Annotated in this window: 18 protein-coding genes; 15 read left to right on the top strand and 3 right to left on the bottom strand. The window is 64.9% G+C overall.

The genetic code is table 11. The features are described 5' to 3' along the window. Positions 1–8 precede the first annotated feature (8 nt). The gene (gene ydcS / locus KUO17_RS09165) at positions 9–1,160 is read right to left on the bottom strand and encodes a putative ABC transporter substrate-binding protein YdcS (RefSeq protein WP_217975152.1); all 1,152 of its coding nucleotides are present in this window, start codon (positions 1,158–1,160) and stop codon (positions 9–11) included. A 178-nt stretch (positions 1,161–1,338) separates the two neighbouring features. On the opposite strand from ydcS, the gene KUO17_RS09170 reads away from it, so the two are divergent. From KUO17_RS09170 to KUO17_RS09240, 15 genes are all read left to right on the top strand, one after another. Then, entirely contained in the window at positions 1,339–2,055 is a 717-nt protein-coding gene (locus tag KUO17_RS09170; protein WP_217975153.1) for a tellurite resistance TerB family protein, read from the top strand. A 136-nt stretch (positions 2,056–2,191) separates the two neighbouring features. Beyond that, positions 2,192–3,814 carry a methyl-accepting chemotaxis protein gene (locus tag KUO17_RS09175; RefSeq protein WP_217975155.1) on the top strand — a complete coding sequence of 541 codons (1,623 nt, stop codon included), beginning with the start codon at positions 2,192–2,194 and terminating at the stop codon, positions 3,812–3,814. Between the two features lie 7 nt (positions 3,815–3,821). Next, on the top strand, positions 3,822–4,337 hold the full coding sequence (locus tag KUO17_RS09180) for a chemotaxis protein CheW (protein ID WP_217975156.1): 516 nt from the start codon (positions 3,822–3,824) through the stop codon (positions 4,335–4,337). Then, positions 4,334–5,587 (top strand): CheR family methyltransferase, encoded by a 1,254-nt coding sequence (locus KUO17_RS09185; RefSeq protein WP_217975157.1) that lies wholly within the window; start codon positions 4,334–4,336, stop codon positions 5,585–5,587. Before KUO17_RS09180 ends, KUO17_RS09185 begins: the two co-directional genes overlap by 4 nt. Then, the gene (locus tag KUO17_RS09190; RefSeq protein WP_217975158.1) at positions 5,584–6,252 is read left to right on the top strand and encodes a chemotaxis protein CheW; all 669 of its coding nucleotides are present in this window, start codon (positions 5,584–5,586) and stop codon (positions 6,250–6,252) included. The genes KUO17_RS09185 and KUO17_RS09190 overlap by 4 nt, the downstream gene beginning before the upstream one ends. Beyond that, a complete protein-coding gene (locus KUO17_RS09195) occupies positions 6,249–8,525 on the top strand; it encodes a hybrid sensor histidine kinase/response regulator (protein ID WP_217975159.1) in 2,277 nt (758 codons plus the stop codon). Before KUO17_RS09190 ends, KUO17_RS09195 begins: the two co-directional genes overlap by 4 nt. After that, on the top strand, positions 8,522–9,535 hold the full coding sequence (cheB, locus tag KUO17_RS09200) for a chemotaxis response regulator protein-glutamate methylesterase (protein ID WP_217975160.1): 1,014 nt from the start codon (positions 8,522–8,524) through the stop codon (positions 9,533–9,535). The genes KUO17_RS09195 and cheB overlap by 4 nt, the downstream gene beginning before the upstream one ends. A gap of 51 nt (positions 9,536–9,586) precedes the next feature. Further along, complete coding sequence (locus tag KUO17_RS09205; RefSeq protein ID WP_217975161.1) at positions 9,587–10,591, top strand: response regulator; 1,005 nt, start codon at positions 9,587–9,589, stop codon at positions 10,589–10,591. A gap of 136 nt (positions 10,592–10,727) precedes the next feature. Further along, a protein-coding gene (gene prfB / locus KUO17_RS09210) for a peptide chain release factor 2 (RefSeq protein WP_217975163.1) occupies positions 10,728–11,823 on the top strand; the annotation gives its coding sequence in 2 pieces (ribosomal slippage) (positions 10,728–10,799 and positions 10,801–11,823; 1,095 coding nt in all). 71 nt (positions 11,824–11,894) lie between these two features. Next, a complete protein-coding gene (gene lysS / locus KUO17_RS09215; protein WP_217975165.1) occupies positions 11,895–13,397 on the top strand; it encodes a lysine--tRNA ligase in 1,503 nt (500 codons plus the stop codon). A gap of 101 nt (positions 13,398–13,498) precedes the next feature. Beyond that, a complete protein-coding gene (locus tag KUO17_RS09220; protein ID WP_217975167.1) occupies positions 13,499–14,203 on the top strand; it encodes a TetR/AcrR family transcriptional regulator in 705 nt (234 codons plus the stop codon). Between the two features lie 27 nt (positions 14,204–14,230). Next, positions 14,231–14,776 carry a hypothetical protein gene (locus KUO17_RS09225; protein ID WP_217975169.1) on the top strand — a complete coding sequence of 182 codons (546 nt, stop codon included), beginning with the start codon at positions 14,231–14,233 and terminating at the stop codon, positions 14,774–14,776. A gap of 24 nt (positions 14,777–14,800) precedes the next feature. Beyond that, entirely contained in the window at positions 14,801–16,078 is a 1,278-nt protein-coding gene (locus tag KUO17_RS09230) for a flavohemoglobin expression-modulating QEGLA motif protein (protein ID WP_217975171.1), read from the top strand. Continuing rightward, a complete protein-coding gene (locus tag KUO17_RS09235; protein ID WP_217975173.1) occupies positions 16,050–16,967 on the top strand; it encodes an alpha/beta hydrolase in 918 nt (305 codons plus the stop codon). Before KUO17_RS09230 ends, KUO17_RS09235 begins: the two co-directional genes overlap by 29 nt. Next, complete coding sequence (locus KUO17_RS09240; RefSeq protein WP_217975175.1) at positions 16,964–17,293, top strand: PA3694 family proteiin; 330 nt, start codon at positions 16,964–16,966, stop codon at positions 17,291–17,293. Before KUO17_RS09235 ends, KUO17_RS09240 begins: the two co-directional genes overlap by 4 nt. 54 nt (positions 17,294–17,347) lie before the next feature. Here the strand turns inward: KUO17_RS09240 and KUO17_RS09245 are convergent, their stop codons facing one another. Together KUO17_RS09245 and lptF are read right to left on the bottom strand one after the other, a co-directional pair. Further along, the gene (locus tag KUO17_RS09245) at positions 17,348–21,931 is read right to left on the bottom strand and encodes an NEL-type E3 ubiquitin ligase domain-containing protein (RefSeq protein ID WP_217975177.1); all 4,584 of its coding nucleotides are present in this window, start codon (positions 21,929–21,931) and stop codon (positions 17,348–17,350) included. Positions 21,932–22,069: 138 nt separating this feature from the next. Beyond that, positions 22,070–22,858 (bottom strand): lipotoxin F family OmpA-related lipoprotein LptF, encoded by a 789-nt coding sequence (gene lptF, locus KUO17_RS09250; RefSeq protein ID WP_217975179.1) that lies wholly within the window; start codon positions 22,856–22,858, stop codon positions 22,070–22,072. Positions 22,859–22,886 lie beyond the last annotated feature (28 nt).

Raw genomic sequence — 22,886 nt, forward strand, 5'->3', positions numbered from 1 at the left:
AAGGGGCCCTAACGGCCGCCCATGATCGCGATATAGTCCTGGGTCCAGCGGCTATAGGGCACAAACTTGCCGCCCTCGGCCTGTGGCGTGCGCCAGAACGCGATCTTGTCGAACAGGTCGAAACCATTGGTCTTGCAGCCCTCGGCCCCCAGCAGCTCGCTGCCCGAGCACGCCGCCGGCACCACTGGCAACGAGCCGAACCACGCCGCCACATCACCCTGGACCTTGGGCTGCAGCGACCAGTCCATCCACTTGTAGGCGCAGTTCGGGTGCTTGGCCTCGGCATGCAGCATGGTGGTGTCGGCCCATCCGGTGGCGCCTTCCCTGGGAATGGTCGAGGCCACCGGCTGGTTGTCGGCCTTGAGCCCGTTGACCATGTAGCCCCAGGAGCTTGCGGCGACGACGCCTTCGTTCTTCACGTCGCTCATCTGCACGGTTGCGTCATGCCAGTAGCGGTGAATCAGCGGCCGTTGCTGGCGCAGCAGGTCGAGCACCGCCTTGTACTGGGTCTCGTTGAGTTCATAGGGGTTCTGGATGCCCAGTTCCGGCTGGGTCGATTTCAGGTACAGCGCGGCATCGGCCATGTAGATCGGCCCGTCGTAGGCCTGCACCCGGCCCTTGTTCGGTTTGCCATCGGGCAGGTCCTGCGGCTCGAACACCACGCCCCAGCTGGTGGGGGGCTGCTTGAACACGTTGGTGTTGTACAGCAGCACATTCGGGCCCCACTGATAAGGCGTGCCGTACACGTTGCCGTCGACCACGTACCACGCCCCGTCCTTGAGCCGCGGGTCGAGCTGTTTCCAGTTCGGGATCAGCGCGGTGTTGATCGGCTGTACACGCTTGCCGGCAATCAGGCGCAGCGAGGCATCGCCCGACGCGGTCACCAGGTCATAGCCGCCCTTGGCCATCAGGCTGACCATCTCGTCGGAGGTGGCGGCGGTCTTGACGCTGACCTTGCAGCCGGTGTCCTTCTCGAACCCGGTTACCCAGTCGTAGGCCTTGTCGCTTTCGCCGCGCTCGATATAGCCCGGCCAGGCGACGATATCCAGTTGCCCTTCGCCGGCGCCCACGGCCTTGAGCGGTTCGGCGGCCTGCAGGCTGGCGCTGGTCAGCAGGGCAGTGGCCAGGGCACTGAGCAATGCGGGGGTGTGCACACGCATGATGTTCCCTCTTTATATTCGCGTTTTGACGGGGGCAATGACAAAGGGTTACCGCCTGAGTTGCTCCTACTAGCGTAGTGCGTTCCCGCCAATGCAACATTCGGAAGCAAATGCGCCACGCTCACGTGGGGAGCAGGCTTTACTCTGGGGCCTTCATTTCCTTTTTGAGGATGCTCAGATGAACACCCGAGGTTTACTCGACCAGTTGCTCAAATCCGGCCAGGACCTGCTGCACAAGCAGTCAGGCCAAGGCTCCGGCAGCAAGTCCGGCAGCGGTGGGCTCGGCGGGTTGCTGGGCGGCGGGGGCTCGGGCGGGTTGGGCAGCCTGCTCTCCGGTGCCGGCGGTGGCGCCCTGGCTGCAGGCGCCATGGGCCTGCTGCTGGGCAACAAGAAAACCCGCGGCCTGGGCGGCAAGGCACTGACCTACGGTGGCCTGGCCGCGCTTGGCGTGCTGGCCTACAAGGCCTATGGCAACTGGCAGGCCCAGCAGGGCAGCGCGCCGCAGCGCGAGCCGCAAACCCTCGACCGCCTGCCCGCCGCGCAGGCCGAGCAGCACAGCCAGGCGATTCTCAAGGCGCTGGTGGCGGCCGCCAAGGCAGACGGGCATGTGGACGAGCGCGAAAAGGCGCTGATCGAGGGTGAATTCGTCAAGCTCGACAACGATCGCGAGCTGCAGCAATGGCTGCACGCCGAACTGCACAAGCCGCTCGACCCCGCCGACGTCGCCCGCGCAGCCAGCACCCCCGAGATGGCTGCCGAAATGTACATCGCCAGCGTCATGCTGGTGGACGAGGAGCACTTCATGGAGCGTGCCTACCTCGATGAACTGGCCAAGCAGCTCAGGCTCGACCCGGCGCTCAAGCTGGAACTTGAGAAGCAGGTGCGTCAGGCCTGAATCGAAAAAAACGGGCAAATGGCCATTTATCGGGCCATTTTGCCCCAGCCGTCTTGATCTAAGCCGCATGCGCAAAGGGTGTGTGGGCTATAATCTGCGCATTTTTATGCTCGCGTAGAACTCTTGAGGGCTGACTGTGAAGAACTGGACCTTGCGCCAACGTATCCTGGCGAGCTTCGCCATGATCATTGCCATCATGCTGTTGATGGTGGTCGCTGCCTACTCGCGCCTGATGGCGATCGAGGCCAGCGAGGAGACGGTACGTTCGGACAGCATCCCCGGGGTCTACTACAGCTCGATGATCCGCAGTGCCTGGGTCGACAGCTATGTCACCACCCAGCAGTTGGTCGGCTTGAGCGAACACCGCGAACTGACCAGCGCCGATACCGAGTTGTACAAGGGCTTCAACGACCGCCTCAAGCAGCACATGGCCAGTTACCAGTCGACGGTCAACACGGTCGAGGATCAGCGCAGTTTCGATGAGTTCGCGCGCCTGGAAGAGGCCTACCTGAAGATCGTCGACACTGTGCTGGACGCTTACCGCAACAAGCACTACACCGAAGCCCAGCGCCTGCTGGAGCAGAGCATGACGCCCGCCTGGGCCGAAGGCCGCAAGCACCTGAACGACGTGATCGAGGTCAACCGGGAGTCCGCCCAGCAGGCCACCGACGCCATCGTCAGCGCGGTGACCACCGCCAAGGTCAGCATGATGCTCTCGCTGGTGCTGGCCATCGTGGCGGCAGGTATCTGCGGCCTGATGCTGATGCGCGCCATCACCGCCCCCATGCACCTGATCGTGCGGGCCCTGGACAAGCTGCGTGGCGGTGACCTCAGCGTGCGCCTGAACCTTGACCGCAACGACGAGTTTGGTGCGGTGCAGACCGGCTTCAACGACATGATGGGCGAACTGACCACGCTGGTGTCCCAGGCCCAGCGCTCGTCGGTGCAGGTCACCACCTCGGTGACCGAGATTGCCGCCACCTCCAAGCAGCAGCAGGCCACCGCCACCGAAACGGCCGCCACCACCACCGAGATCGGCGCCACCTCGCGGGAGATCGCTGCCACCTCCCGCGACCTGGTGCGTACCATGACCGAAGTGACCAGCGCCGCCGACCAGGCCTCGGTACTGGCAGGCTCCGGCCAGCAGGGCCTGGCACGCATGGAAGAGACCATGCACCAGGTGATGGGCGCGGCGGACCTGGTGAACAACAAGCTGGCGATCCTCAACGAAAAGGCCGGCAACATCAACCAGGTGGTGGTGACCATCGTCAAGGTCGCCGACCAGACCAACCTGCTGTCGCTCAACGCCGCCATCGAGGCCGAAAAGGCCGGTGAGTACGGCCGCGGCTTTGCCGTGGTCGCCACCGAGGTGCGCCGCCTGGCCGACCAGACGGCCGTGGCCACCTATGACATCGAGCAGATGGTGCGCGAGATCCAGTCGGCGGTGTCGGCCGGGGTGATGGGCATGGACAAGTTCTCCGAAGAAGTGCGCCGCGGCATGTTCGAGGTGCAGCAGGTGGGTGAGCAACTGACCCAGATCATTCACCAGGTGCAGGCGCTGGCGCCGCGCGTGCTGATGGTCAACGAAGGCATGCAGGCCCAGGCCACGGGTGCCGAGCAGATAAACCATGCGCTGGCGCAATTGGGCGATGCCAGCAGCCAGACGGTCGAGTCGTTGCGCCAGGCCAGCTTTGCCATCGACGAGTTGAGCCAGGTCGCCGTCGGCCTGCGCGGTGGCGTGTCGCGGTTCAAAGTCTGACACGCCGATGAACGACCTTCAGCCACGCCGCAGCACGGAGGCGGCCAGCCAGGGGCGCTTGTTCCTGGTGTTTCGCATCGGCGGCGAGCGCTTTGCCCTGGACACCCACGAGGTGGTCGAGGTATTGCCGCGCCTGCCGCTCAAACCCATTGCCCATACGCCGGAGTGGGTGGCGGGCGTGCTGGCACACCGCGGTGCGCTGGTGCCGGTGATCGATGTTGGCGCCTTGAGCTTTGGCAAGCCTGCGCCGCTGCGCACCAGCACACGCCTGGTGCTGGTGCATTATCGCGTGGCCCACAAGGACGCGCCGCAGTTGCTGGGGTTGATCCTTGAACAGGCCAGCGACACGCTGCGCTGCAACCCCGCCGATTTTCGCCCTTATGGGGTCGATAACCGCCAGGCCCCGTACCTGGGCCCGGTTCGTGAAGACGAACAGGGCCTCATGCAGTGGCTCAGCGTGCCCCACCTGCTGTCCGACGAGGTGCGCGCGTTGCTGTTCCCTTCGGCCGGGGAGCAGCCATGAGCAGCGGGCAGCGATTCTTCCGGTTCCTGCAGGAGCGTATCGGGCTGGACGTGGCGTCGGTCGGCACCCCCATGGTTGAGCGCGCCCTGCGCCAGCGCAGCGCTGCCTTGCAGGCCCGCGACCTGGATGACTACTGGCTGCATCTGCAGCAGTCGACCCAGGAGCAGCAGGCGCTGATCGAAGCGGTAATCGTGCCGGAAACCTGGTTTTTCCGTTACCCCGAATCGTTCGCTGCGTTGAGCACGCTGGCCCTCAAGTGCCTGGCGGAACTGGGCGGCGCACGCCCGTTGCGCATCCTCAGCCTGCCGTGTTCGACTGGCGAAGAGCCCTATTCGATCGCCATGGCGCTGCTGGACGCCGGCATCGCCGGGCATGCCTTTCGCGTCGATGGTATCGACATCAGCCCCAACTCGATCGCCCGCGCCGACCAGGCTGTGTATGGGCGCAATTCGTTTCGCGGTGCCCAGAACGACTTCCGCACGCGTCATTTCACCGCGGTGGACGATGGCCAGCGCCTGAATGAGCGGGTGCGCCAGCAGGTCAACCTGCAGGTGGGCAATGTGCTGGACCCGGCGCTGCGCGCCCGCGAGGGCAGCTACGATTTCGTGTTCTGCCGCAACCTGCTGATCTATTTCGATGTCCCGACCCAACAGCGCGTGTTCGAAGTGCTCAAAAGCCTGACCCATGAAGACGGCGTGCTGTTCATCGGCCCTGCCGAAGGCAGCCTGCTGGCGCGGCTGGGCATGCGCCCGCTGGGGATCGCGCAGTCGTTCGCCTATGTGCGCCACACCCCGGTACAGGCACCCATCCCCCCGGTGGCGCCGCCGGTGCGTAGGGCGCCGCCTGTGCGGCCCCTGCCCGAGCCCGCGCGCCGTGTGCTGCCTGCTTCGTCGCAGCGGCCGCAGCCTGTGGGGCGCGACGAGGAGGCGCCAGCCTTGCTGGCGCAGATCGCCACATTGGCCAATGCCGGCAGCAGCGAAGCAGCCCGTGCGGCCTGCGAGCGCTACCTGCAGCAGTTCGAACCCCATGCGCAGGTGTTCTACTGGCTGGGTTTGCTGAGCGATACCGCCGGTCAAAGCGCGCAGGCGCTCAACCATTACCGCAAGGCCCTGTACCTGCAGCCGCAGCATCCCGAAGCCCTGGCCCACCTGGCGGCATTGCTGGCCTCCCAGGGCGATGTGGTCGGTGCGCGGCGCCTGCAGGAGCGCGCGGCGCGACGTGAACGCAGTGATCGGGAGCCTGAACAATGAGCGGCCAGGGAGAGTTGGGCGTGATGGCCAGCGAGGTCGAGTCCATCGACGATTGCTGGAACCGCATCGGCGTGCACGGCGACAAAAGTTGCCCGCTGCTGGCCGGGCATATCCATTGCCGCAATTGCCAGGTGTATGCCGCTGCCGCCACGCGCCTGCTCGATCGTTATGCGCTGGCCCAGGATGCGCACGATCAGGCCCAGGCGCAGGCGCCTGTGTGCGCCGGGCGTTCGCTGCTGCTGTTCCGTCTGGGCGAGGAGTGGCTGGCACTGGCCACCCGCTGCCTGGTCGAGGTGGCGCCACTGCAGCCGGTGCATTCGCTGCCGCATCAGCGCTCACGGGTGCTGCAGGGTGTGGCCAACGTGCGCGGTGCGCTGGTGCCGTGCCTGTCGCTGCCCGACTTGCTGGGGCTTGAGGCCGGCAGCCCGGTGGTAGCCTCGGCGCGGGTGATGCCGCGCATGCTGATTCTGGCGGCCAGCGGTGGCGCGGTGGTGCTGCCGGTGGATGAGGTGGATGGCATCCATGCACTCGATCCGCAACAGTTGAACAATGAGTCGACGACCGACACGCGCTTTACCGAAACCGTCCTGCAGTGGCGTGGGCGCAGCGTGCGCGTGCTCGATGAAGAACAAGTGGTGTCTGCCGTGAACCGGAGCCTGTCATGACCCCAGAGCAAATGCGCGACGCTTCGTTGCTCGAGCTGTTCAGCCTGGAGGCCGAGGCGCAGACCCAGGTGCTGAGTGCCGGGCTCTTGGCGCTGGAACGCAACCCGACCCAGGCCGACCAGCTTGAGGCCTGCATGCGCGCGGCCCACTCGCTGAAGGGGGCCGCGCGTATCGTTGGTGTCGATGCCGGCGTCAGCGTTGCCCACGTGATGGAGGACTGCCTGGTGGGGGCCCAGGAAGGGCGGCTGCGCCTGCGTGCGGAGCATATCGATGCGCTGCTGCAAGGCACCGACCTGCTGATGCGCATCGCGACGCCGGGGGACGCTTCGACCGAGGCCGCCGTGCAGGCGTTCCTGGTGCAGATGGCAGCCTTGCTCGACCCTGCCACCGCCGTCACGCGCACTGTTGCGCCGCCCCCGAGCGCACCGGCCCACGCCGTGGCTGCGCCGCTGCTGGAGACGGAACCTGAAGCCGAACCGCTTGCCGAAGCTGCGCCCGCTCGTCGCGGCAAGCGCACCGAAGGCGGTGAGCGGGTGCTGCGGGTCACCGCCGAGCGGCTTAACAGCCTGCTCGACCTGTCCAGCAAGTCGCTGGTGGAAACCCAGCGCCTGAAGCCTTACCTGGCCACGTTGCAGCGCCTCAAACGCATGCACGGGCAGAGCATTCGCGCCCTCGACACGCTCAAGGCCGAACTCGATGGCGGCGACCAGCGCCCCGAGGTGCGGGACGCATTGGCGCAAGCTCAGCGCCTGCTGGTTGAAACCCGCGAGATGCTGCAGCAGCAGGCCGCCGACCTCGACGAGTTCGGTTGGCAGGCCAGCCAGCGTGCGCAGTTGCTGTACGACACCGCGCTGGCCTGTCGCATGCGGCCGTTTGCCGATGTGCTGACCGGGCAGAGCCGCATGGTTCGCGATCTGGGTCGTTCGCTGGGCAAGCAGGTGCGCCTGGAGATCGAGGGCGACAAGACTCAGGTGGACCGCGATGTGCTGGAAAAGCTCGAGGCGCCGTTGACGCACCTGCTGCGCAACGCCGTCGACCATGGTATCGAACTGCCCGAACAGCGCCTGTTGGCGGGCAAGCCGGCCGAGGGCCTGATTCGCCTGCGTGCCTCGCACCAGGCCGGTCTGCTGGTGCTGGAGCTGAGCGATGACGGCGCCGGTGTGGACCTTGAGCGCGTGCGCCGCAGCATCGTCGAGCGCCAGTTGTCGCCGGCCGAAACCGTGGCGCAGATGAGCGAAGACGAACTGCTGACGTTCCTGTTCCTGCCCGGCTTCAGCCTGCGCGACACGGTCACCGAGGTGTCCGGGCGTGGTGTGGGGCTCGATGCGGTGCAGCACAGCGTGCGTCAGTTGCGTGGCTTCATCGAGATGCGCCAGGGCGGCGGGCAGGGCAGTGGTTTCTACCTGGAAGTACCGCTGACCCTGTCGGTGGTGCGCAGCCTGGTGGTCGAGGTGGGCGCCGAGGCCTACGCCTTTCCGCTCGCGCATATCGAGCGCACCCTGGAACTGCCGGCAGACGCCATTGTGCAGATCGAGGGGCGTCAGCATTTCTGGCACGAAGGCCGGCATATCGGCCTGGTGGCAGCCACCCAGTTGCTCAATCGCCCGGCCAGCCATGCCGACGCGTCGAGCATCAAGGTGGTGGTCATCCGTGAGCGCGATACCCTGTATGGCGTGGCGGTGGAGCGCCTGATCGGCGAGCGCGTACTGGTGGTGATGCCGCTCGATGCTAGGCTGGGCAAGGTCCAGGACATCTCTGCCGGGGCGCTGCTCGACGATGGTTCGGTGGTCTTGATCGTGGACGTCGAAGACCTGCTGCGCTCGGTCGAGAAGCTGCTCAGCACCGGGCGCCTGGAACGTATCGAGCGTGGCCAGCGCGCTGCGCGCGAGGCCGTGCGCAAGCGCGTGCTGGTGGTGGACGACTCGTTGACCGTGCGCGAGCTGCAGCGCAAGCTGCTGAGCAATCGCGGCTACGAGGTGGCGGTGGCCGTCGACGGCATGGACGGCTGGAACGCCTTGCGCAGCGAAGACTTCGACCTGCTGATCACCGATATCGACATGCCGCGCATGGACGGTATCGAGCTGGTCACCCTGCTGCGTCGCGACAACCGTCTACAGTCTCTACCGGTCATGGTGGTGTCGTACAAGGACCGGGAAGAAGACCGTCGACGTGGACTGGACGCCGGAGCCGACTACTATTTGGCCAAGGCCAGTTTTCATGATGATGCCTTGCTGGATGCAGTGGTCGAGCTGATCGGGGGAGCCCAGGGATGAAAATCGCCATCGTCAACGACATGCCCATGGCCGTTGAGGCGCTGCGTCGGGCCTTGGCCTTCGAACCGGCGCACGAGGTGGTGTGGGTCGCCGGCAACGGTGCCGAGGCGGTGCAGTGTTGCGCTGCGCACACCCCCGACCTGATTCTCATGGACCTGATCATGCCGGTGATGGATGGCGTCGAGGCCACGCGCCGGATCATGGCCGAAACCCCGTGCGCGATTGTGATTGTCACGGTCGATCGCCAGCAGAACGTGCACCGCGTGTTCGAGGCCATGGGCCACGGTGCCCTGGATGTGGTCGACACCCCCGCGCTTGGTGCTGGCGACCCGCGCGAGGCGGCCGCGCCGCTGCTGCGCAAGATCCTCAATATCAGCTGGCTGATCGGCCAGCAGAGCAGCAGCCGCGTGCGCCCGGTGGTTGCACCGCCGCGCCAGGCCGCGCAGTGCCAGGGCCTGGTGGCGATCGGTTCCTCCGCCGGTGGCCCGGCGGCGCTGGAGGTGTTGCTCAAGGGCCTGCCCCGTGACTTTACCGCCGCCATCGTGTTGGTGCAGCACGTCGATCAGGTGTTCGCCGCCGGCATGGCCGAGTGGCTCGCCGGTGCGTGCGGGCTCCCCGTGCGCCTGGCCCGCGAAGGCGAGCGGCCCCAGGCCGGGCAAGTGCTGCTGGCCGGCACCAACCACCATATCCGCTTGTTGAAGGAGGGCACCCTGGCCTACACCGCCGAGCCGGTCAACGAGATCTACCGGCCGTCCATCGATGTGTTTTTCGAGAGTGTGGCGCGCTTCTGGGGGGGCGACGCCGTGGGCGTGCTGCTCACCGGCATGGGCCGCGATGGTGCCCAGGGCCTCAAACTGATGCGTGAGCATGGGTTTCTGACCCTCGCCCAGGATCAGCACAGCAGCGCGGTGTACGGCATGCCCAAGGCAGCCGCGGCAATCGATGCCGCCGTCGAGATACTGGCGCTGGAGCGCATTGCGCCGCGCCTGAAGGAGATTTGTTCGAAATGATGATGTGTACCGGGCCAAGCCGATTGGCCGCCAGCGACCAGGTGAACGCGCATGGATGATTTACCCCTCGACGGTTTTGCGACCGCCCATGAAAACTCGGCGATGGTGCTGTTGGTCGACGATCAGGCAATGATCGGCGAGGCGGTACGTCGTGGCCTGGCCAGTGAGTCCAATATCGACTTTCATTTCTGCGCCGACCCGCACCAGGCGGTGGCGCAGGCGATGCGCATCAAGCCGACGGTGATCCTGCAGGACCTGATCATGCCGGGGCTCGATGGCCTGAGCCTGGTGCGCGAGTACCGCAGCCACCCCGAGACCCAGGATATCCCCATCATCGTGCTGTCGACCAAGGAAGATCCGCTGGTCAAGAGTGCGGCATTCGCCGCCGGGGCCAACGATTACCTGGTCAAGCTGCCGGACACCATCGAGTTGGTGGCGCGCATCCTGTATCACTCGCGTTCCTACCTGACCCTGCTACAGCGTGACGAGGCGTATCGGGCGCTGCGGGTCAGCCAGCAGCAGTTGCTCGACACCAACCTGGTGCTGCAGCGCCTGATGAACTCGGACGGCCTGACCGGCTTGTCCAACCGTCGACACTTCGACGAATACCTGGAACTGGAGTGGCGCCGGGCGATGCGCGACCAGTCGCAGTTGTCGTTGCTGATGATCGATGTGGACTACTTCAAGGCGTTCAACGACTCGTTCGGCCACCTGGCCGGGGACGAGGCGCTGCGCCAGGTGGCCGAGGCCATTCGCAGCTCGTGCAGCCGGCCCAGCGATTTGCCGGCGCGTTACGGTGGCGAGGAGTTCGCGCTGGTGTTGCCCAACACCTCGCCGGGCGGGGCGCGGCTGGTGGCCGAGAAGCTGCGCCAGACCGTGGCGAGCCTGCAGATTGGCCACAACATGCCGCAGGAGGGCAGTGTGCTGACCATCAGTATCGGTCTGGCGACCCACACCCCGGTGCTCGGCAGCCCTTGCCGGCAACTGATCTTGGCCGCGGACAAGGGGCTGTACCAGGCCAAGAACGGCGGGCGCAACCAGGTCGGCGTAGCCTGACCTGACCGGCCCCCTTCGCCGGCCTTGCCGGCGAAGGGGCGCCACTGGCCAAAGCCGCCCGACGGGCTGCCGCCCAACCCCAGACTCGTTTATACTCTCCGGCTTTTCACAGAATACGCACGAGAGCCGCCCGCCCATGGAAATCCAACCGATCCTCAATACCATCAAGGACCTCACCGAGCGTTCTGAATCTATTCGGGGGTATCTTTGACTACGATCAAAAGCATGAGCGCCTGATCGAAGTCAACCGCGAACTCGAAGACCCCGCCGTCTGGAACAAGCCTGAATACGCCCAGGAACTGGGCCGCGAGCGCGCAGCGCTGGCGCAGATCGTCGAGACCCTGGACGAGCTGTCCGGCGGCCTGGGCGACTGCCGCGACCTGCTCGACATGGCGGTCGAGGAAAACGACGAAGGCGCGGTAGGTGACGTGGTCGCCGAACTGCAACGCCTCGACGAGAACCTGGCCAAGCTGGAGTTCCGTCGCATGTTCAGCGGCGAGATGGACATGAACAACGCCTACCTGGACATCCAGGCCGGCTCCGGTGGTACCGAGGCCCAGGACTGGGCCAACATCCTGCTGCGCATGTACCTGCGTTGGGCCTCCAAGCGTGGCTTTGACGCCACCATCATGGAGCTGTCCGAAGGCGACGTGGCCGGCATCAAGGGCGCTACCGTGCACATCAAGGGCGAGTACGCGTTTGGCTGGCTGCGCACCGAGATCGGCGTGCACCGCCTGGTGCGCAAGAGCCCGTTCGACTCCGGCGCCCGCCGCCACACCTCGTTCTCGGCCGTGTTCGTCTCGCCCGAGATCGACGACAAGGTGGAAATCGAGATCAACCCGTCGGACCTGCGCATCGACACCTACCGCTCTTCCGGCGCCGGTGGTCAGCACGTCAACACCACCGACTCGGCGGTACGGATCACCCACGTGCCGACCAACACCGTGGTCAGTTGCCAGAACGAGCGTTCCCAGCACGCCAACAAGGACACCGCCATGAAAATGCTGCGGGCCAAGTTGTACGAGCTGGAGATGCAGAAGCGCAGCGCTGCGTCCCAGGCCCTGGAAGACAGCAAGTCGGATATCGGCTGGGGTCACCAGATCCGTTCGTACGTGCTCGACGCCTCGCGGATCAAGGACCTGCGCACCAACATTGAACGCAGCGACTGCGACAAGGTGCTCGACGGCGACATCGACGAATACCTGGAAGCCAGCCTCAAGCAGGGGCTGTAAGTTTCCCGACCCGCTACAAGACCCTCGCCTGCGGGCGGGGGCAATGAACCCGTGATGGAAGATGTGACGACATGAGCGACCTCAAACTCGACCCGCAAGACCTGCAACAGGAAGAAAACACCCTGATCGCCCTGCGCAAGGAAAAGCTTGCTGCAGAGCGTGCCAAGGGTCAGGCCTTCCCCAACGACTTCCGCCGTGACAGCTACTGCAGCGACCTGCAGAAACAGTATGTCGACAAGACCAAGGAAGAGCTGGAAGCTGCAGCGATCCCGGTCAAGGTTGCCGGTCGCATCATGCTCAACCGTGGCTCGTTCATGGTGATCCAGGACATGACCGGGCGCATCCAGGTCTATGTCAACCGCAAGACCCTGCCCGAAGAGACCCTGGCCGCGGTCAAGACCTGGGACCTGGGCGACATCATCGCCGCCGAAGGTACCCTGGCGCGTTCCGGCAAGGGTGACCTGTACGTCGAGATGACCAGCGTACGCCTGCTGACCAAGTCGCTGCGCCCGCTGCCGGACAAGCACCACGGCCTGACCGACACCGAGCAGCGCTATCGCCAGCGCTATGTCGACCTGATGGTCAACGAAGAGGTGCGCGACACCTTCCGCGTGCGCTCGCAGGTGATCAACCACATCCGCAACTTCCTGATCCAGCGCGACTTCCTCGAAGTCGAGACGCCGATGCTGCAGACCATCCCGGGCGGCGCGGCGGCCAAGCCCTTCGAAACCCACCACAACGCGCTGGACATGGCCATGTTCCTGCGCATCGCGCCGGAGCTGTACCTCAAGCGCCTGGTGGTCGGTGGTTTCGAGAAAGTCTTCGAGATCAACCGCAACTTCCGTAACGAAGGTGTTTCGACCCGGCACAACCCCGAGTTCACCATGCTCGAGTTCTACCAGGCCTACGCCGACTACGAAGACAACATGGACCTCACCGAAGAGCTGTTCCGCGAGCTCGCGCAGCTGGTGCTGGGCAGCACCGACGTGCCGTACGGCGACAAGGTGTTCCACTTCGGCGAACCCTTCGTGCGCCTGTCGGTATTCGACTCGATCCTCAAGTACAACCCCGAGCTGACCGCCGACGACCTCAACGACCTCGACAAGGCCCGCGCGATCGCCAAGAAGGCCGGTGCCAAGGTGCTGGGCTTCGAAGGCCTGGGCAAGCTGCAGGTGATGATTTTCGAAGAGCTGGTCGAGCACAAGCTGGAGCAGCCGCACTTCATCACCCAGTACCCGTTCGAAGTGTCGCCGCTGGCGCGCCGCAACGACCAGAACCCGAACGTCACCGACCGCTTCGAGCTGTTCATCGGCGGGCGCGAAATCGCCAACGCCTATTCCGAGCTCAACGATGCCGAAGACCAGGCCGAGCGCTTCATGGCGCAGGTGGCCGACAAGGACGCCGGTGACGACGAGGCCATGCACTACGACGCCGACTTCGTGCGTGCGCTGGAGTACGGCATGCCGCCCACCGCCGGTGAAGGCATCGGTATCGACCGCCTGGTGATGCTGCTGACCAACTCGCCGTCGATCCGTGATGTGATCCTGTTCCCGCACATGCGCCCGCAGGCCTGAGTGATGTGAACAAGCCGCCTCTAGGGGCGGCTTTTTCATGCCCGTAATAAGCTGATCGATCAGACAGTAATCAGAGAGGTAATCGCCTAGTGACTCCCGCAATGGCTCAACAAGGTGCTGCTGGCGTTGCCACAGCGGTGGCAGAAAGCGTCCAGTACCAGGGACGCAAGGCCAGCCGCCAGGGCAGTGAACAGCGACGCCAGCAGATCCTCGATGCGGCCATGCGCATCATCGTGCGTGACGGCGTGCGGGGCGTGCGCCACCGCGCCGTGGCGGCCGAGGCCCAGGTGCCGCTGTCGGCCACCACCTACTACTTCAAGGACATCGAAGACCTGCTCACCGACACCTTTGCCCAGTATGTCGAGCGCAGCGCCGCGTACATGGCCAAGCTGTGGGAGAACACCGAGGGGGTCTTGCGCGAGCTGGTGGCCCGTGGCGATGGCAGCCCGGCGGCGCGTGCGCAACTGGCCGACGAAGTGGCGAAGATGGGCAGCGAGTACGTGCAGCGTCAATTGAACAACCGCCGCGACTTCCTGATGGCCGAGCAGGCCTTTCGCCAGGAGGCGCTGTTGTGCCCGCGCCTGGCGCAGCTGGTGCGTCTGCATGAGCAGATTCTGCTGCGTGGCACCTGCCAGTTGTTGCAGGTGGTGGGTTCGCGCCAGCCGCAGCAAGATGCCATAGTGTTGACGGCCATCATCGAGCAGATGGAATATCAGGGCCTGCTGGAGGCTGCACAGCCGCAGGCCGAAGCGCAGATGCTCGCTATCCTTACCCGATATTTGCATCTGGTGCTGGCATCGGCCTGAGGCTCTACCTAATTCAAGGAGTATCGGATGAAAGCCTGGCGTGTGCTGTTGGCCCTGTCGTTTGTGCTGTTGAGTGGTTGCCTGGTGACGTTCAACGAGCCGATACCGGCCAACCAGGCGGCGCCCAAGGCGCTGCTGGGCAAATGGACCAGCAAGGACGCCTGGGGCGAGCCGCTGAACCTGCAGATCAGCCGCGCCGGCGGCAACGCCTACAAGGCGGTGGCCACCGCCAAGGGCAAGCCTCGCCAGGAGTACGCGTTCACCGTGTCGCGCCATGGCAACCGCTGGTACCTGTCGGCCGGCGTGCCCAAGCGCCTGGGCGGCAACTTCCTGATCGGCGGCTTCGAAGTGCTCGATAACAAGGAGCTGGTGGTCTACAACCTGGACGTCGAGCAGGTCAACCAGGCGTTGGAGAAGAAGGAGCTGAGCGGGCGTACCGTCGAGGTGCCGGAAGAAAACGGCGAGGGGATCCTCATCGACAGCCCGGCGGCGCGGGTACTGGCCTACCTGGACGATCCGGCCAATTCCGACCTGTTCATCGAAGTTGCACGTTTTCAGCGGGCCGGCAAGTAAGCGGGTCAACACAAGGAGTTTCGGGTGGACGATTACCAGCAGACGATACGCACCCTGTCTGATCGCATTGTGCTGGCGCAAACGCCTATTCGCGTACTCGATGCGGTGAAGTGGGACGACAGTATTCGCCAGGGTTTCCTCAAGGCCAGGGGCAAGGAAATGCCGGCGGTGGACCGCGCCTATTACCAGGGCCGGCCATTGTCCTTCGACTCCAGCGCGGTGAAGCTGGAGTTCCAGAACATCGAGCGCGACATCACCCGCCAACTGGGCCAGTTCAACCCGGTCGGGCAGATCATGCGGCGCATGTGCAAGGAGTACCGCATGGTGGTGCGCATGCTTGAGGCGCGCGGCACCGAGGACTTCGGCCTGATCTCCCAGGAGTTGTATGGCGCGGCGTCCGACGCCTTCCATGCCGGTGACCCGACCCTGGCCGACCTGGGCCTGATGCTCTCCGATTACCTGAACAACATCGACGGGCGCGGCGACCTCAAGGACGAACCCAAGAACCTGACCGCCAAGCAGGCTGTTGAGCTGCTGCAGGGGCGGCTGAACAAGGTGTTCGGCGAGGCCGAGGAAACCATCCGGGTATTCGAGTCCGACGGCATCGTGGCCGATGCGGCGGCCGGCGCCGACTACATCAAGATCCGCGCCGACGCGATGTTCAACAGCCGCGACGTGCGTGCGCTGGAGGTGCACGAGGGGCTGGTGCACGTGGGCACCACGCTCAACGGCCTCAACCAGCCGATCTGCACCTTCCTGGCCAAGGGGCCGCCGTCCTCCACCGTGACCCAGGAGGGCCTGGCGATCCTGATGGAAGTGATCGCCTTCGCCTCCTACCCCAGCCGCCTGCGCAAGCTCACCAACCGCACCCGGGCCATTCACATGGTCGAGGAGGGCGCGGACTTCATGCAGGTCTACGAATTCTTCCGTGCCCAGGGCTTTGAAATGGCCGAGAGCTATGGCAATGCCAGCCGCGTGTTCCGCGGCTCTGTGCCCAATGGCCTGCCATTTACCAAAGACTTGTCCTACCTCAAGGGCTTCATCATGGTTTACAACTACATTCAGTTGGCCGTGCGCAAAGGCAAGCTCGAGCAGATACCGCTGCTGTTCTGTGGCAAGACCACCCTGGAAGACATGCGTACCCTGCGCCAACTGGTCGATGAGGGCTTGGTGGAACCGCCCAAGTACCTGCCCGAGCAGTTCCGCGACCTGAATGCATTGTCGGCGTGGATGTGTTTCTCCAACTTCCTCAACCACCTGAGCCTGGACCGGATTGAAGCCGACTACTCGAACATTCTCTAGGCACTGGCGGCTGGGCCTGATGGCCCTGCTGCTGAGCCTGGGTGGCTGCAGCTCACTGCTGTTCTACCCCGAGCCCGGCCAGCCGTTCACTCCCGAGAAAGCCAGGCTGCAGTACCGCGACGTGAGCCTGACCGCTGCGGACGGCACGCGCCTGCACGGTTGGTGGCTGCCGGCCAAGGAGGGTGTGGCGGTCAAGGGCACGGTGCTGCACCTGCACGGCAATGGCGGCAACCTGGCCTGGCACCTGGGGGGCAGCTGGTGGCTGCCCGAGCAGGGCTACCAGGTGCTGTTGCTCGACTACCGCGGCTACGGGCTGTCGGCAGGCGAGCCCAGCTTGCCGGCGGTGTACCAGGACATCCAGGCGGCCCTGGACTGGTTGCAGCAGGCCCCCCAAGTGCAGGGCAGGCCGCTGGTGCTGCTGGGGCAGAGCCTGGGTGGCGCGATGGGCATCCACTACCTGGCGCAACACCCCGAACAGCGTGAGCGTTTTTCGGCGATGGTATTCGACGGAGTGCCAGCCAGTTACCGCAAGGTGGGGCAGTTCGCCTTGAGCACCTCGTGGCTGACCTGGCCGTTCCAGGTGCCACTGTCGTGGCTGGTGCCCGATGGCGACAGCGCGATCCGCTCGATCGGCCGGTTGAGTACACCACCGAAGCTGTTCTTTCACAGCATCGACGACCCGATCGTGCCGTTGACCAACGGCCTGGCCCTGTACCAGGCGGCGCCACCGCCGCGGGTGCTGCAACTGACGCGTGGCGGCCACGTGCAGACGTTCGCCGACAAGACCTGGCGTCAGGTGATGCTGCGTTTTCTGGATGATCCTTCCCATTTCAACGGGCTGCGGCGATTGGCCGAAGTCCCCAATTACCCTGACGAGAAGTCGCAATGAGTGAAGAACGCAACGCCATCCCGCTGATCCTTACCGGTATCGGCACCATCATCGGTACGGTGGGTGTGCTGTGGTACTACGGCTACCTGCATTTTGCCAAACCGCAGGATGCGTTGCTGCTGTCGGAGTTCACCATGCTCAAGACGGTACCGGGCGAGGACTACAAGATCTCGCTCAAGCCGGCGGCGCAGGTGGCGCAGTGCATCGATGGCGTGCTGGTGCTGTTCGATACCGAGCAAAAAGGCCTGACCGGGGTGCTGGTGGACAATCGCAAGCAGGCGGTGCGCTGCATGGGCCAGGAGACGCCGCAGCAGGTCCAGCAGTAATCGATTGGCGCTGCACGCCGGCCTGTCCTGAGGTACGGCGTGCAGCGGCGCTTATCAGCTACGTGACGACGGGCCTGGGCGCGGCTCGCGCAGTATGGTCCTGGTCAGTTCCATGCGGGCCTGCTCGACCCTGTTCATCAACGCCGCGTAAGCCGCACGGTACTCGCTGCTGTTGAGCGACAGCACCGCCGGCAACGCCTCGTGCAGGCCGAGCCGTCCACTCTGGTGCAGGATGTCGCGCAGGCGCGCCTGCTCGTCCTCGCTCAGTTGCGGCGCCAGTTCATCATTGCTGACGGCGTCCAGGTATTCGGCGATTCGGTCTCTCCAGCGATAGACCTGCACCAGCTGTGGCGACGCGGCGAAATCCAGGTAACGCTGCCAGTACGCCTGGGCGTAGAGATAGTCGGGCATCTGGCTGAGCTGGGAGCGCAGCACGGCCTCGCAGGCTTCATCCAGCATGGCCTGGGTGACCCAGTTGGTGTAGCTGGTGAAGGCCTGTTCGGTGGGCTGGTCGCGCAGCCCCAGGCGTTGGGTCAGGGCAATTCTGAAGTACAGCTCGATTTCGCTGTAGTCGATTGTATGCCCCAGCCTGCGCCAGCCGGGGATGCTGGCTGTCACCTGCTCGCGCAGGCGCAGCGCGCGCCAATGGCTGATCGCCATATCGATCAGTTCGCCCTCGGCTGCCGCATGGTCCACGCTGGCCAGCGCCAGGTCGGCGTGCAGCAGGTTTTCCAGTTGCGAGAACACGACCGCGTCACGGTCGATGCAGCTCACCGCTTCGCGTGCCAGTTCATACAGGGCCCTGCGCAGATCCTGGCCGAAAGCACCACGGACCAGCGCCTGGATTCGCTTGCGCATCGCCGCCTTCTGCGCCGCCTCGGGATACAGCTGGTCCCGCCTGAGCAGCAGGGCGAAGAACTCGACCACCGATTCGCCCTGGTCTTCAAGCAATTGCCGGGCTCGTGCCTGGTCCTCGTCGGACATGCCTTCGAACAGACCGGGAGCATCGCGCAATGCCGCAGCATGCCGTACCGACGCCGGCTCGAGGTCGGTCGAACCTTCGGAGTCGGAGTGCGAATTGCTCGACTCATCGGAATCTTCCAGGTAGTTGCCGACGGCGGTCATGTCGTCCTCGAAGCGTTCGCGCATCGGCTCGGGCAGGTAATCGGTGGCCATCCGTACCCCACGGGTACGCCCGGCCCCGTCGGGTACGCTGGCAATGGCCAGCCCGCGCAGATCGGCGCTTTGTATCCGTGGCAGCCGTTCCAGGCCCATCGGCCATTGGGTCACCGGCTCGCTCAGGTAGGACAGGTCGACCTCTTCGAGTGCGAGCATGCGGGTCAGGTCCGGCATGCGCGAGAGCGGATTGGCCGACAGGTCCAGGCTTACCAGCTGTCGCAGGCCACCCAGGTCGGCGACATCCTGCTCGGTCAGGTTGATGTGATTCTGTCCAAGGTTCAGAGCACGCAGTGGCTGCAGGTTTTGCAGCACGGCAAACACGCCCTGGCTGAAGGTGGCGCTCGAGCCTTGTATCGTCAGTGTGCGCAACGAGCCATTGGCGATGAGCCGGGTCATGTCGCGCACGCTCCAGTTGAACTCTGGCAGATCGATGTCATTGAGGATCAGGATCTGCAGGTTGCGCAGGTCGCCCAGGCCCGACAGGCGAGAGGGCGCCAACTGCGTGCGCGACAGGTTCAGGTGGGTGAGCTGGCGCAGGTTCTCCAGGCCCTGGGGAAGTTCCGTCAGGGGCACACTGACCAGCTCGAGACGGTGCAGGTTTGGAAAAAGTTGCAACCAGGCCGACAGGTTGGCGGTTTGCCTGATGTTCAGCACCCTCAGCGAGATGACCGCCGGCAGCGCCATCGGCAACACTGGCAGTTCGCTGTCGAAGGGGCTTTCGATGCACACGTCACCCTGGCCCAGGGTCAGGCGACATTCCCAGGCGTGCAGCAGCTGATTGGTTGCGTCCACGCGCTGAAGGCGCACGTCGGCATTGCTGCTCTGCCCGATCCAGCGGGTCAGGGTGGCGTCGAGCACCAGGCGTTCCTGCTCCAGCCGCGTCACATGTGCACCGAGCGGCTCGTTCTGGTGCAGCAGGTGAGTGATGTAACGGTTGACGGTGCGGCGGGGTATGGACAGTTGATGGTGCGTGATCAGTCGCTCCAGGCGCGTGTGCAATGGTTCGCGGTTGAACAGGCTCTGGTCCTGGCTCGGGGCGCGCAGCGTCGGGGTGATGGCTGTACGGCTCAGCCAGCTTCTGTTGACCGGCATGCCCAGCAGCAGGCGTGCTCGGGTGGGGCGTGCCAGTGCCATTTCCATCAGGCGCTGGTGCAACCGTTGCGGTTCGTTCAGGCCAAAGCCCAGCCGCGTGCTGAGCGCTTCACCCAGCGCGTACAGCAGCGCGCGATAGAAGCCGAACTCGGTGTTGTCCTGGGCCAGCAGTACCTGGTCTGAACTGACCGTGTGCCAGCCCTCGTCCTCATCCAGGTACACCGAGGTGGTGTCGACATCGGTCTGCCCCAGCTCGGCCAGCGGCGTGCCGAACCGCTCGCCGCCACGCAGCAACAGCGCGGTGCCGGCTGGCCAGCGGTCGAGGTACTCGAGCAGGCGCACCGCCAGTACCAAGGTGTCCTGGTTGATCGAGGTCGGCTGGGTAAAGCCCTCCAGCGCATGGCTCAGGCGCGCGTCGTAGTCGAGCTCGCGGGCCTGTTCGGCCAGGTCCAGGGGCAGTGGCAGGGGCGGCGATGCCTGCAGTGGTGCGTACACGCGTGCCTGATTATCGTCCAGCAGGCGCTGTGCGACGCTCAGCGGCAGATGCGGGTAACGCTGTTGAAGCTCCTGCACGGCCGCATCGGTCGACAATTGCGCCAGTTCGAAACGGTGGAATGCTATCGCCCGGTTTAGCCGTGCCGCCCACGCAGCGTACAGATCGGCCGGCGGCGGGGTGCAGTTGGCGTCGCACGTATTGGCGGTGTCCCCTGGCGCAGGGGTCTGCTCACCGTTGCGGCGCGTGCGTTGCGGTGCCGGGTCCTTGCCAAGATAGGTCGCCACGGCCCGGTAGAATGCCAGGAGCTGGGGGACTTCATCGATCTTGGGTACCGGCAGCCCCTTGGCAATCCGGGCCATGCTGCCAGCCACCGCCTCGCACAGCCGGGCACGTTGCAGCACATGCTGGAGCTGGGCGGGCACCGGCTTGTCGCGCAGGTAGACCTGGCGCAGTTGCGCGTTGCTCGTCCCGCTGACGCGGCCAAGGCGCATCAGGCTCTCATCGTCAAAGCCGGCCGCCAGCGGGCCCAGGCGGCGCAGCAGTGACAGGCGCTCCCAGCGCTGTGGCTGTTCCAGGTGGTGGTGCCAGGCGCCGCTACCGTTGTGGTGCAAGAGCGGGCAGTAGGCGGTCTTGTCGCTGGGGTGCAGGATGCGCCAGTCGCCCTGTGGCGTCTGTTGCACGGCGTAGAACGCCTGGTTGATGCAGATCGCCTTTTGCGTACCGAGGGTATGCAGCCCCTGGGTATCCGGCTGCCCGGCTGCGGCGCTGTCGACCTCCAGCTGGTAGGCGCTCAGGTCCGGCAGCCAGTGTCGATAGTTGGCAGACTCAGGCTTGATCACCCGCAACGGTGCGATCCAGTCCGAAGGGGCGCGGCCCTCGTCTTCCTCGCTGCAACCCAGGCCTGGGCCAAGGCCGATCAGCACATGCGATTCGATCGCGTCGACGAAGGCCGGGCCCAGCTTGCCCAGTTGCACGGCCTGTTGCGCAGTGGTGGGGATCAGGTAGCGCGCATCGTCGAGCAGGCGCGCGCTCATGCTGGTCTGCACGAACGTGCGCAGCCCCTGTTGCAAAGGCACGGCGGCCATCGGCAAATCCACCAGCGCGTCGCTGGCGAGCCAGCGTGGCAGTACCTGCGGTTGCTGGCGTAGCGCAATGAAACGCATGAAGTAGCGTTGGAACTCGATGCTGTTCAGTGCGCTGCGCAGTTCGGCAAAAAAACGGGTGCGGGCGCTGTACTGCTTGAGTGGATGCTCCGGGTGGCCCGGCATATAGACGACGCAGGGCGCATCGTCGGTGTCGGGGCCCAACAGCAGGACATCGGGCAGCGTCAGTTCATCGAACAGGCTGAGCGCAGCGCACAGGCTCACGTCCGGGCCGAAGTACGGGCCCAGCTGTGCGAACTCCGGCGAGCCGTCCGGGTAGGCGTCGATGGCCCAGTCGAGCAGACGCTTGCCGTCCTTGCCCAGGTCGCCCTTGATCGCGGCGATGGTGTATTCCTCGCGCAGCGTGGCCAGGTAGGCCTGTTGCTTGGCGGTGTGCAGCGTTTGCTGTTCGAGCCTGGCACTCAGATAGGCGGGGTAGTGCTGGTCCAGGCGCAAGCGTGCCTGCAACTGATGGAGCCGCTCGGGGGTGACGGTTGCCGAGTCGAGCGCAGCCAGGTCTGCGAGGTTGTAGGTATACAGGCTGTGGATCCCGGCGCAGGCCTGCATGGCCTGCCGGCGCGCTTGACGACCCAGCGTGCGCCGGGTGTGCAATTCGCGTCGCTGCTGTGCATCGGCGCGCTGCAGCCATCGCGGTTGCTCGGCGGTCTCGAGGGGGGAGAACAGCGTATCGAAGTGTCGAACCAGAGGGGGCGTGGGGGTGTCGGGCATGGTGCACATTCCTTGTTGAGGGGGGAACGTGCCATTGATTCAGGTGCTGATCGTGCGACGGTGGTAGTTATTGCGCGGACCCCGGGCAAAAAAAATCCCGCCCGGTCATGGGCGGGATTGTGCTTGCGGCTCAGCGGTTCAGTAGGCCTTGCTTAACGAGCGTGGTGCCACAGGCTGGTTGTCGTTGGAAATGGTCACTTCCACGCGACGGTTCTGCGCACGGCCCGAATTGCTGGTGTTGTCGGCTACCGGGAACTCCTTGCCGTAGCCCTGTGCGACGATGCGGGCCGGGTCCACGCCGGCACGTACCAGAGCGGTGCGCACAGCGCCTGCACGGCGTTCGGACAACGACTGGTTATAGTTGGCGGTGCCCTTGCTGTCGGTGTAGCCCTCGACGATCACCTTGCGGTCAGGGTTTTCCTGAAGGAAGCGTGCCAGGGTGGTGATATTCGGCAGCGCGCTGCTTTTGAGGGTGGCCTTGTCGAAGTCGAACAGCACGTCACCGAAGGTCACCAGGGTGCCGCGTTCGGTCTGCTTGGCGTTGAGGCTGTCCTGCAGTTGCTTGATCTGTGCGTCACGGGCATCCAGGCGGGCCTGGGCGCGTTTGGCTGCAGCGTTCTTCAGGTTGCCTTCGGCGTCACGCAGCGCGATGGTCTGCTTGGCCACTTCGACGCGCTGGTTGGTCAGGTAGGCGAGTTGGTCGACTTTCTTCTCGTCTTCCTTGTTCATGTAGGCCTGGTCGGCCTTGTTCAGCCAGTCTTGTGCGTCCTTGGTTTCAAGGGCGGCGACCTTGCTGGCCTGCGGGTTGCTCTGCAGCGCAGAGAAGTTGGTCCGAGCGGATTCCAGGTTGGCGTTAGGCGGGGTGGAGCAGGCGGCCAGGCCAACGCTGAGTGCCAGGAGGGCGGGGATCATCACGTGTTTACGCATAATGGTTCATCCTTTGATCGATTACGAA

It is taken from the genome of Pseudomonas aegrilactucae (genome assembly GCF_019168305.1).
GTDB lineage: Bacteria > Pseudomonadota > Gammaproteobacteria > Pseudomonadales > Pseudomonadaceae > Aquipseudomonas > Aquipseudomonas aegrilactucae.

What these genes read in the sequence shown, in the direction of transcription:
- ydcS (WP_217975152.1), bottom strand. Translation starts at nt 1,160, where the DNA reads ATGCGTGTGCACACCCCCGCATTGCTCAGTGCCCTGGCCACTGCCCTG.
- KUO17_RS09170 (WP_217975153.1), top strand. Translation starts at nt 1,339, where the DNA reads ATGAACACCCGAGGTTTACTCGACCAGTTGCTCAAATCCGGCCAGGAC.
- KUO17_RS09180 (WP_217975156.1), top strand. Translation starts at nt 3,822, where the DNA reads ATGAACGACCTTCAGCCACGCCGCAGCACGGAGGCGGCCAGCCAGGGG.
- KUO17_RS09185 (WP_217975157.1), top strand. Translation starts at nt 4,334, where the DNA reads ATGAGCAGCGGGCAGCGATTCTTCCGGTTCCTGCAGGAGCGTATCGGG.
- KUO17_RS09190 (WP_217975158.1), top strand. Translation starts at nt 5,584, where the DNA reads ATGAGCGGCCAGGGAGAGTTGGGCGTGATGGCCAGCGAGGTCGAGTCC.
- KUO17_RS09195 (WP_217975159.1), top strand. Translation starts at nt 6,249, where the DNA reads ATGACCCCAGAGCAAATGCGCGACGCTTCGTTGCTCGAGCTGTTCAGC.
- cheB (WP_217975160.1), top strand. Translation starts at nt 8,522, where the DNA reads ATGAAAATCGCCATCGTCAACGACATGCCCATGGCCGTTGAGGCGCTG.
- KUO17_RS09205 (WP_217975161.1), top strand. Translation starts at nt 9,587, where the DNA reads ATGGATGATTTACCCCTCGACGGTTTTGCGACCGCCCATGAAAACTCG.
- lysS (WP_217975165.1), top strand. Translation starts at nt 11,895, where the DNA reads ATGAGCGACCTCAAACTCGACCCGCAAGACCTGCAACAGGAAGAAAAC.
- KUO17_RS09220 (WP_217975167.1), top strand. Translation starts at nt 13,499, where the DNA reads ATGGCTCAACAAGGTGCTGCTGGCGTTGCCACAGCGGTGGCAGAAAGC.
- KUO17_RS09225 (WP_217975169.1), top strand. Translation starts at nt 14,231, where the DNA reads ATGAAAGCCTGGCGTGTGCTGTTGGCCCTGTCGTTTGTGCTGTTGAGT.
- KUO17_RS09240 (WP_217975175.1), top strand. Translation starts at nt 16,964, where the DNA reads ATGAGTGAAGAACGCAACGCCATCCCGCTGATCCTTACCGGTATCGGC.
- KUO17_RS09245 (WP_217975177.1), bottom strand. Translation starts at nt 21,931, where the DNA reads ATGCCCGACACCCCCACGCCCCCTCTGGTTCGACACTTCGATACGCTG.
- lptF (WP_217975179.1), bottom strand. Translation starts at nt 22,858, where the DNA reads ATGCGTAAACACGTGATGATCCCCGCCCTCCTGGCACTCAGCGTTGGC.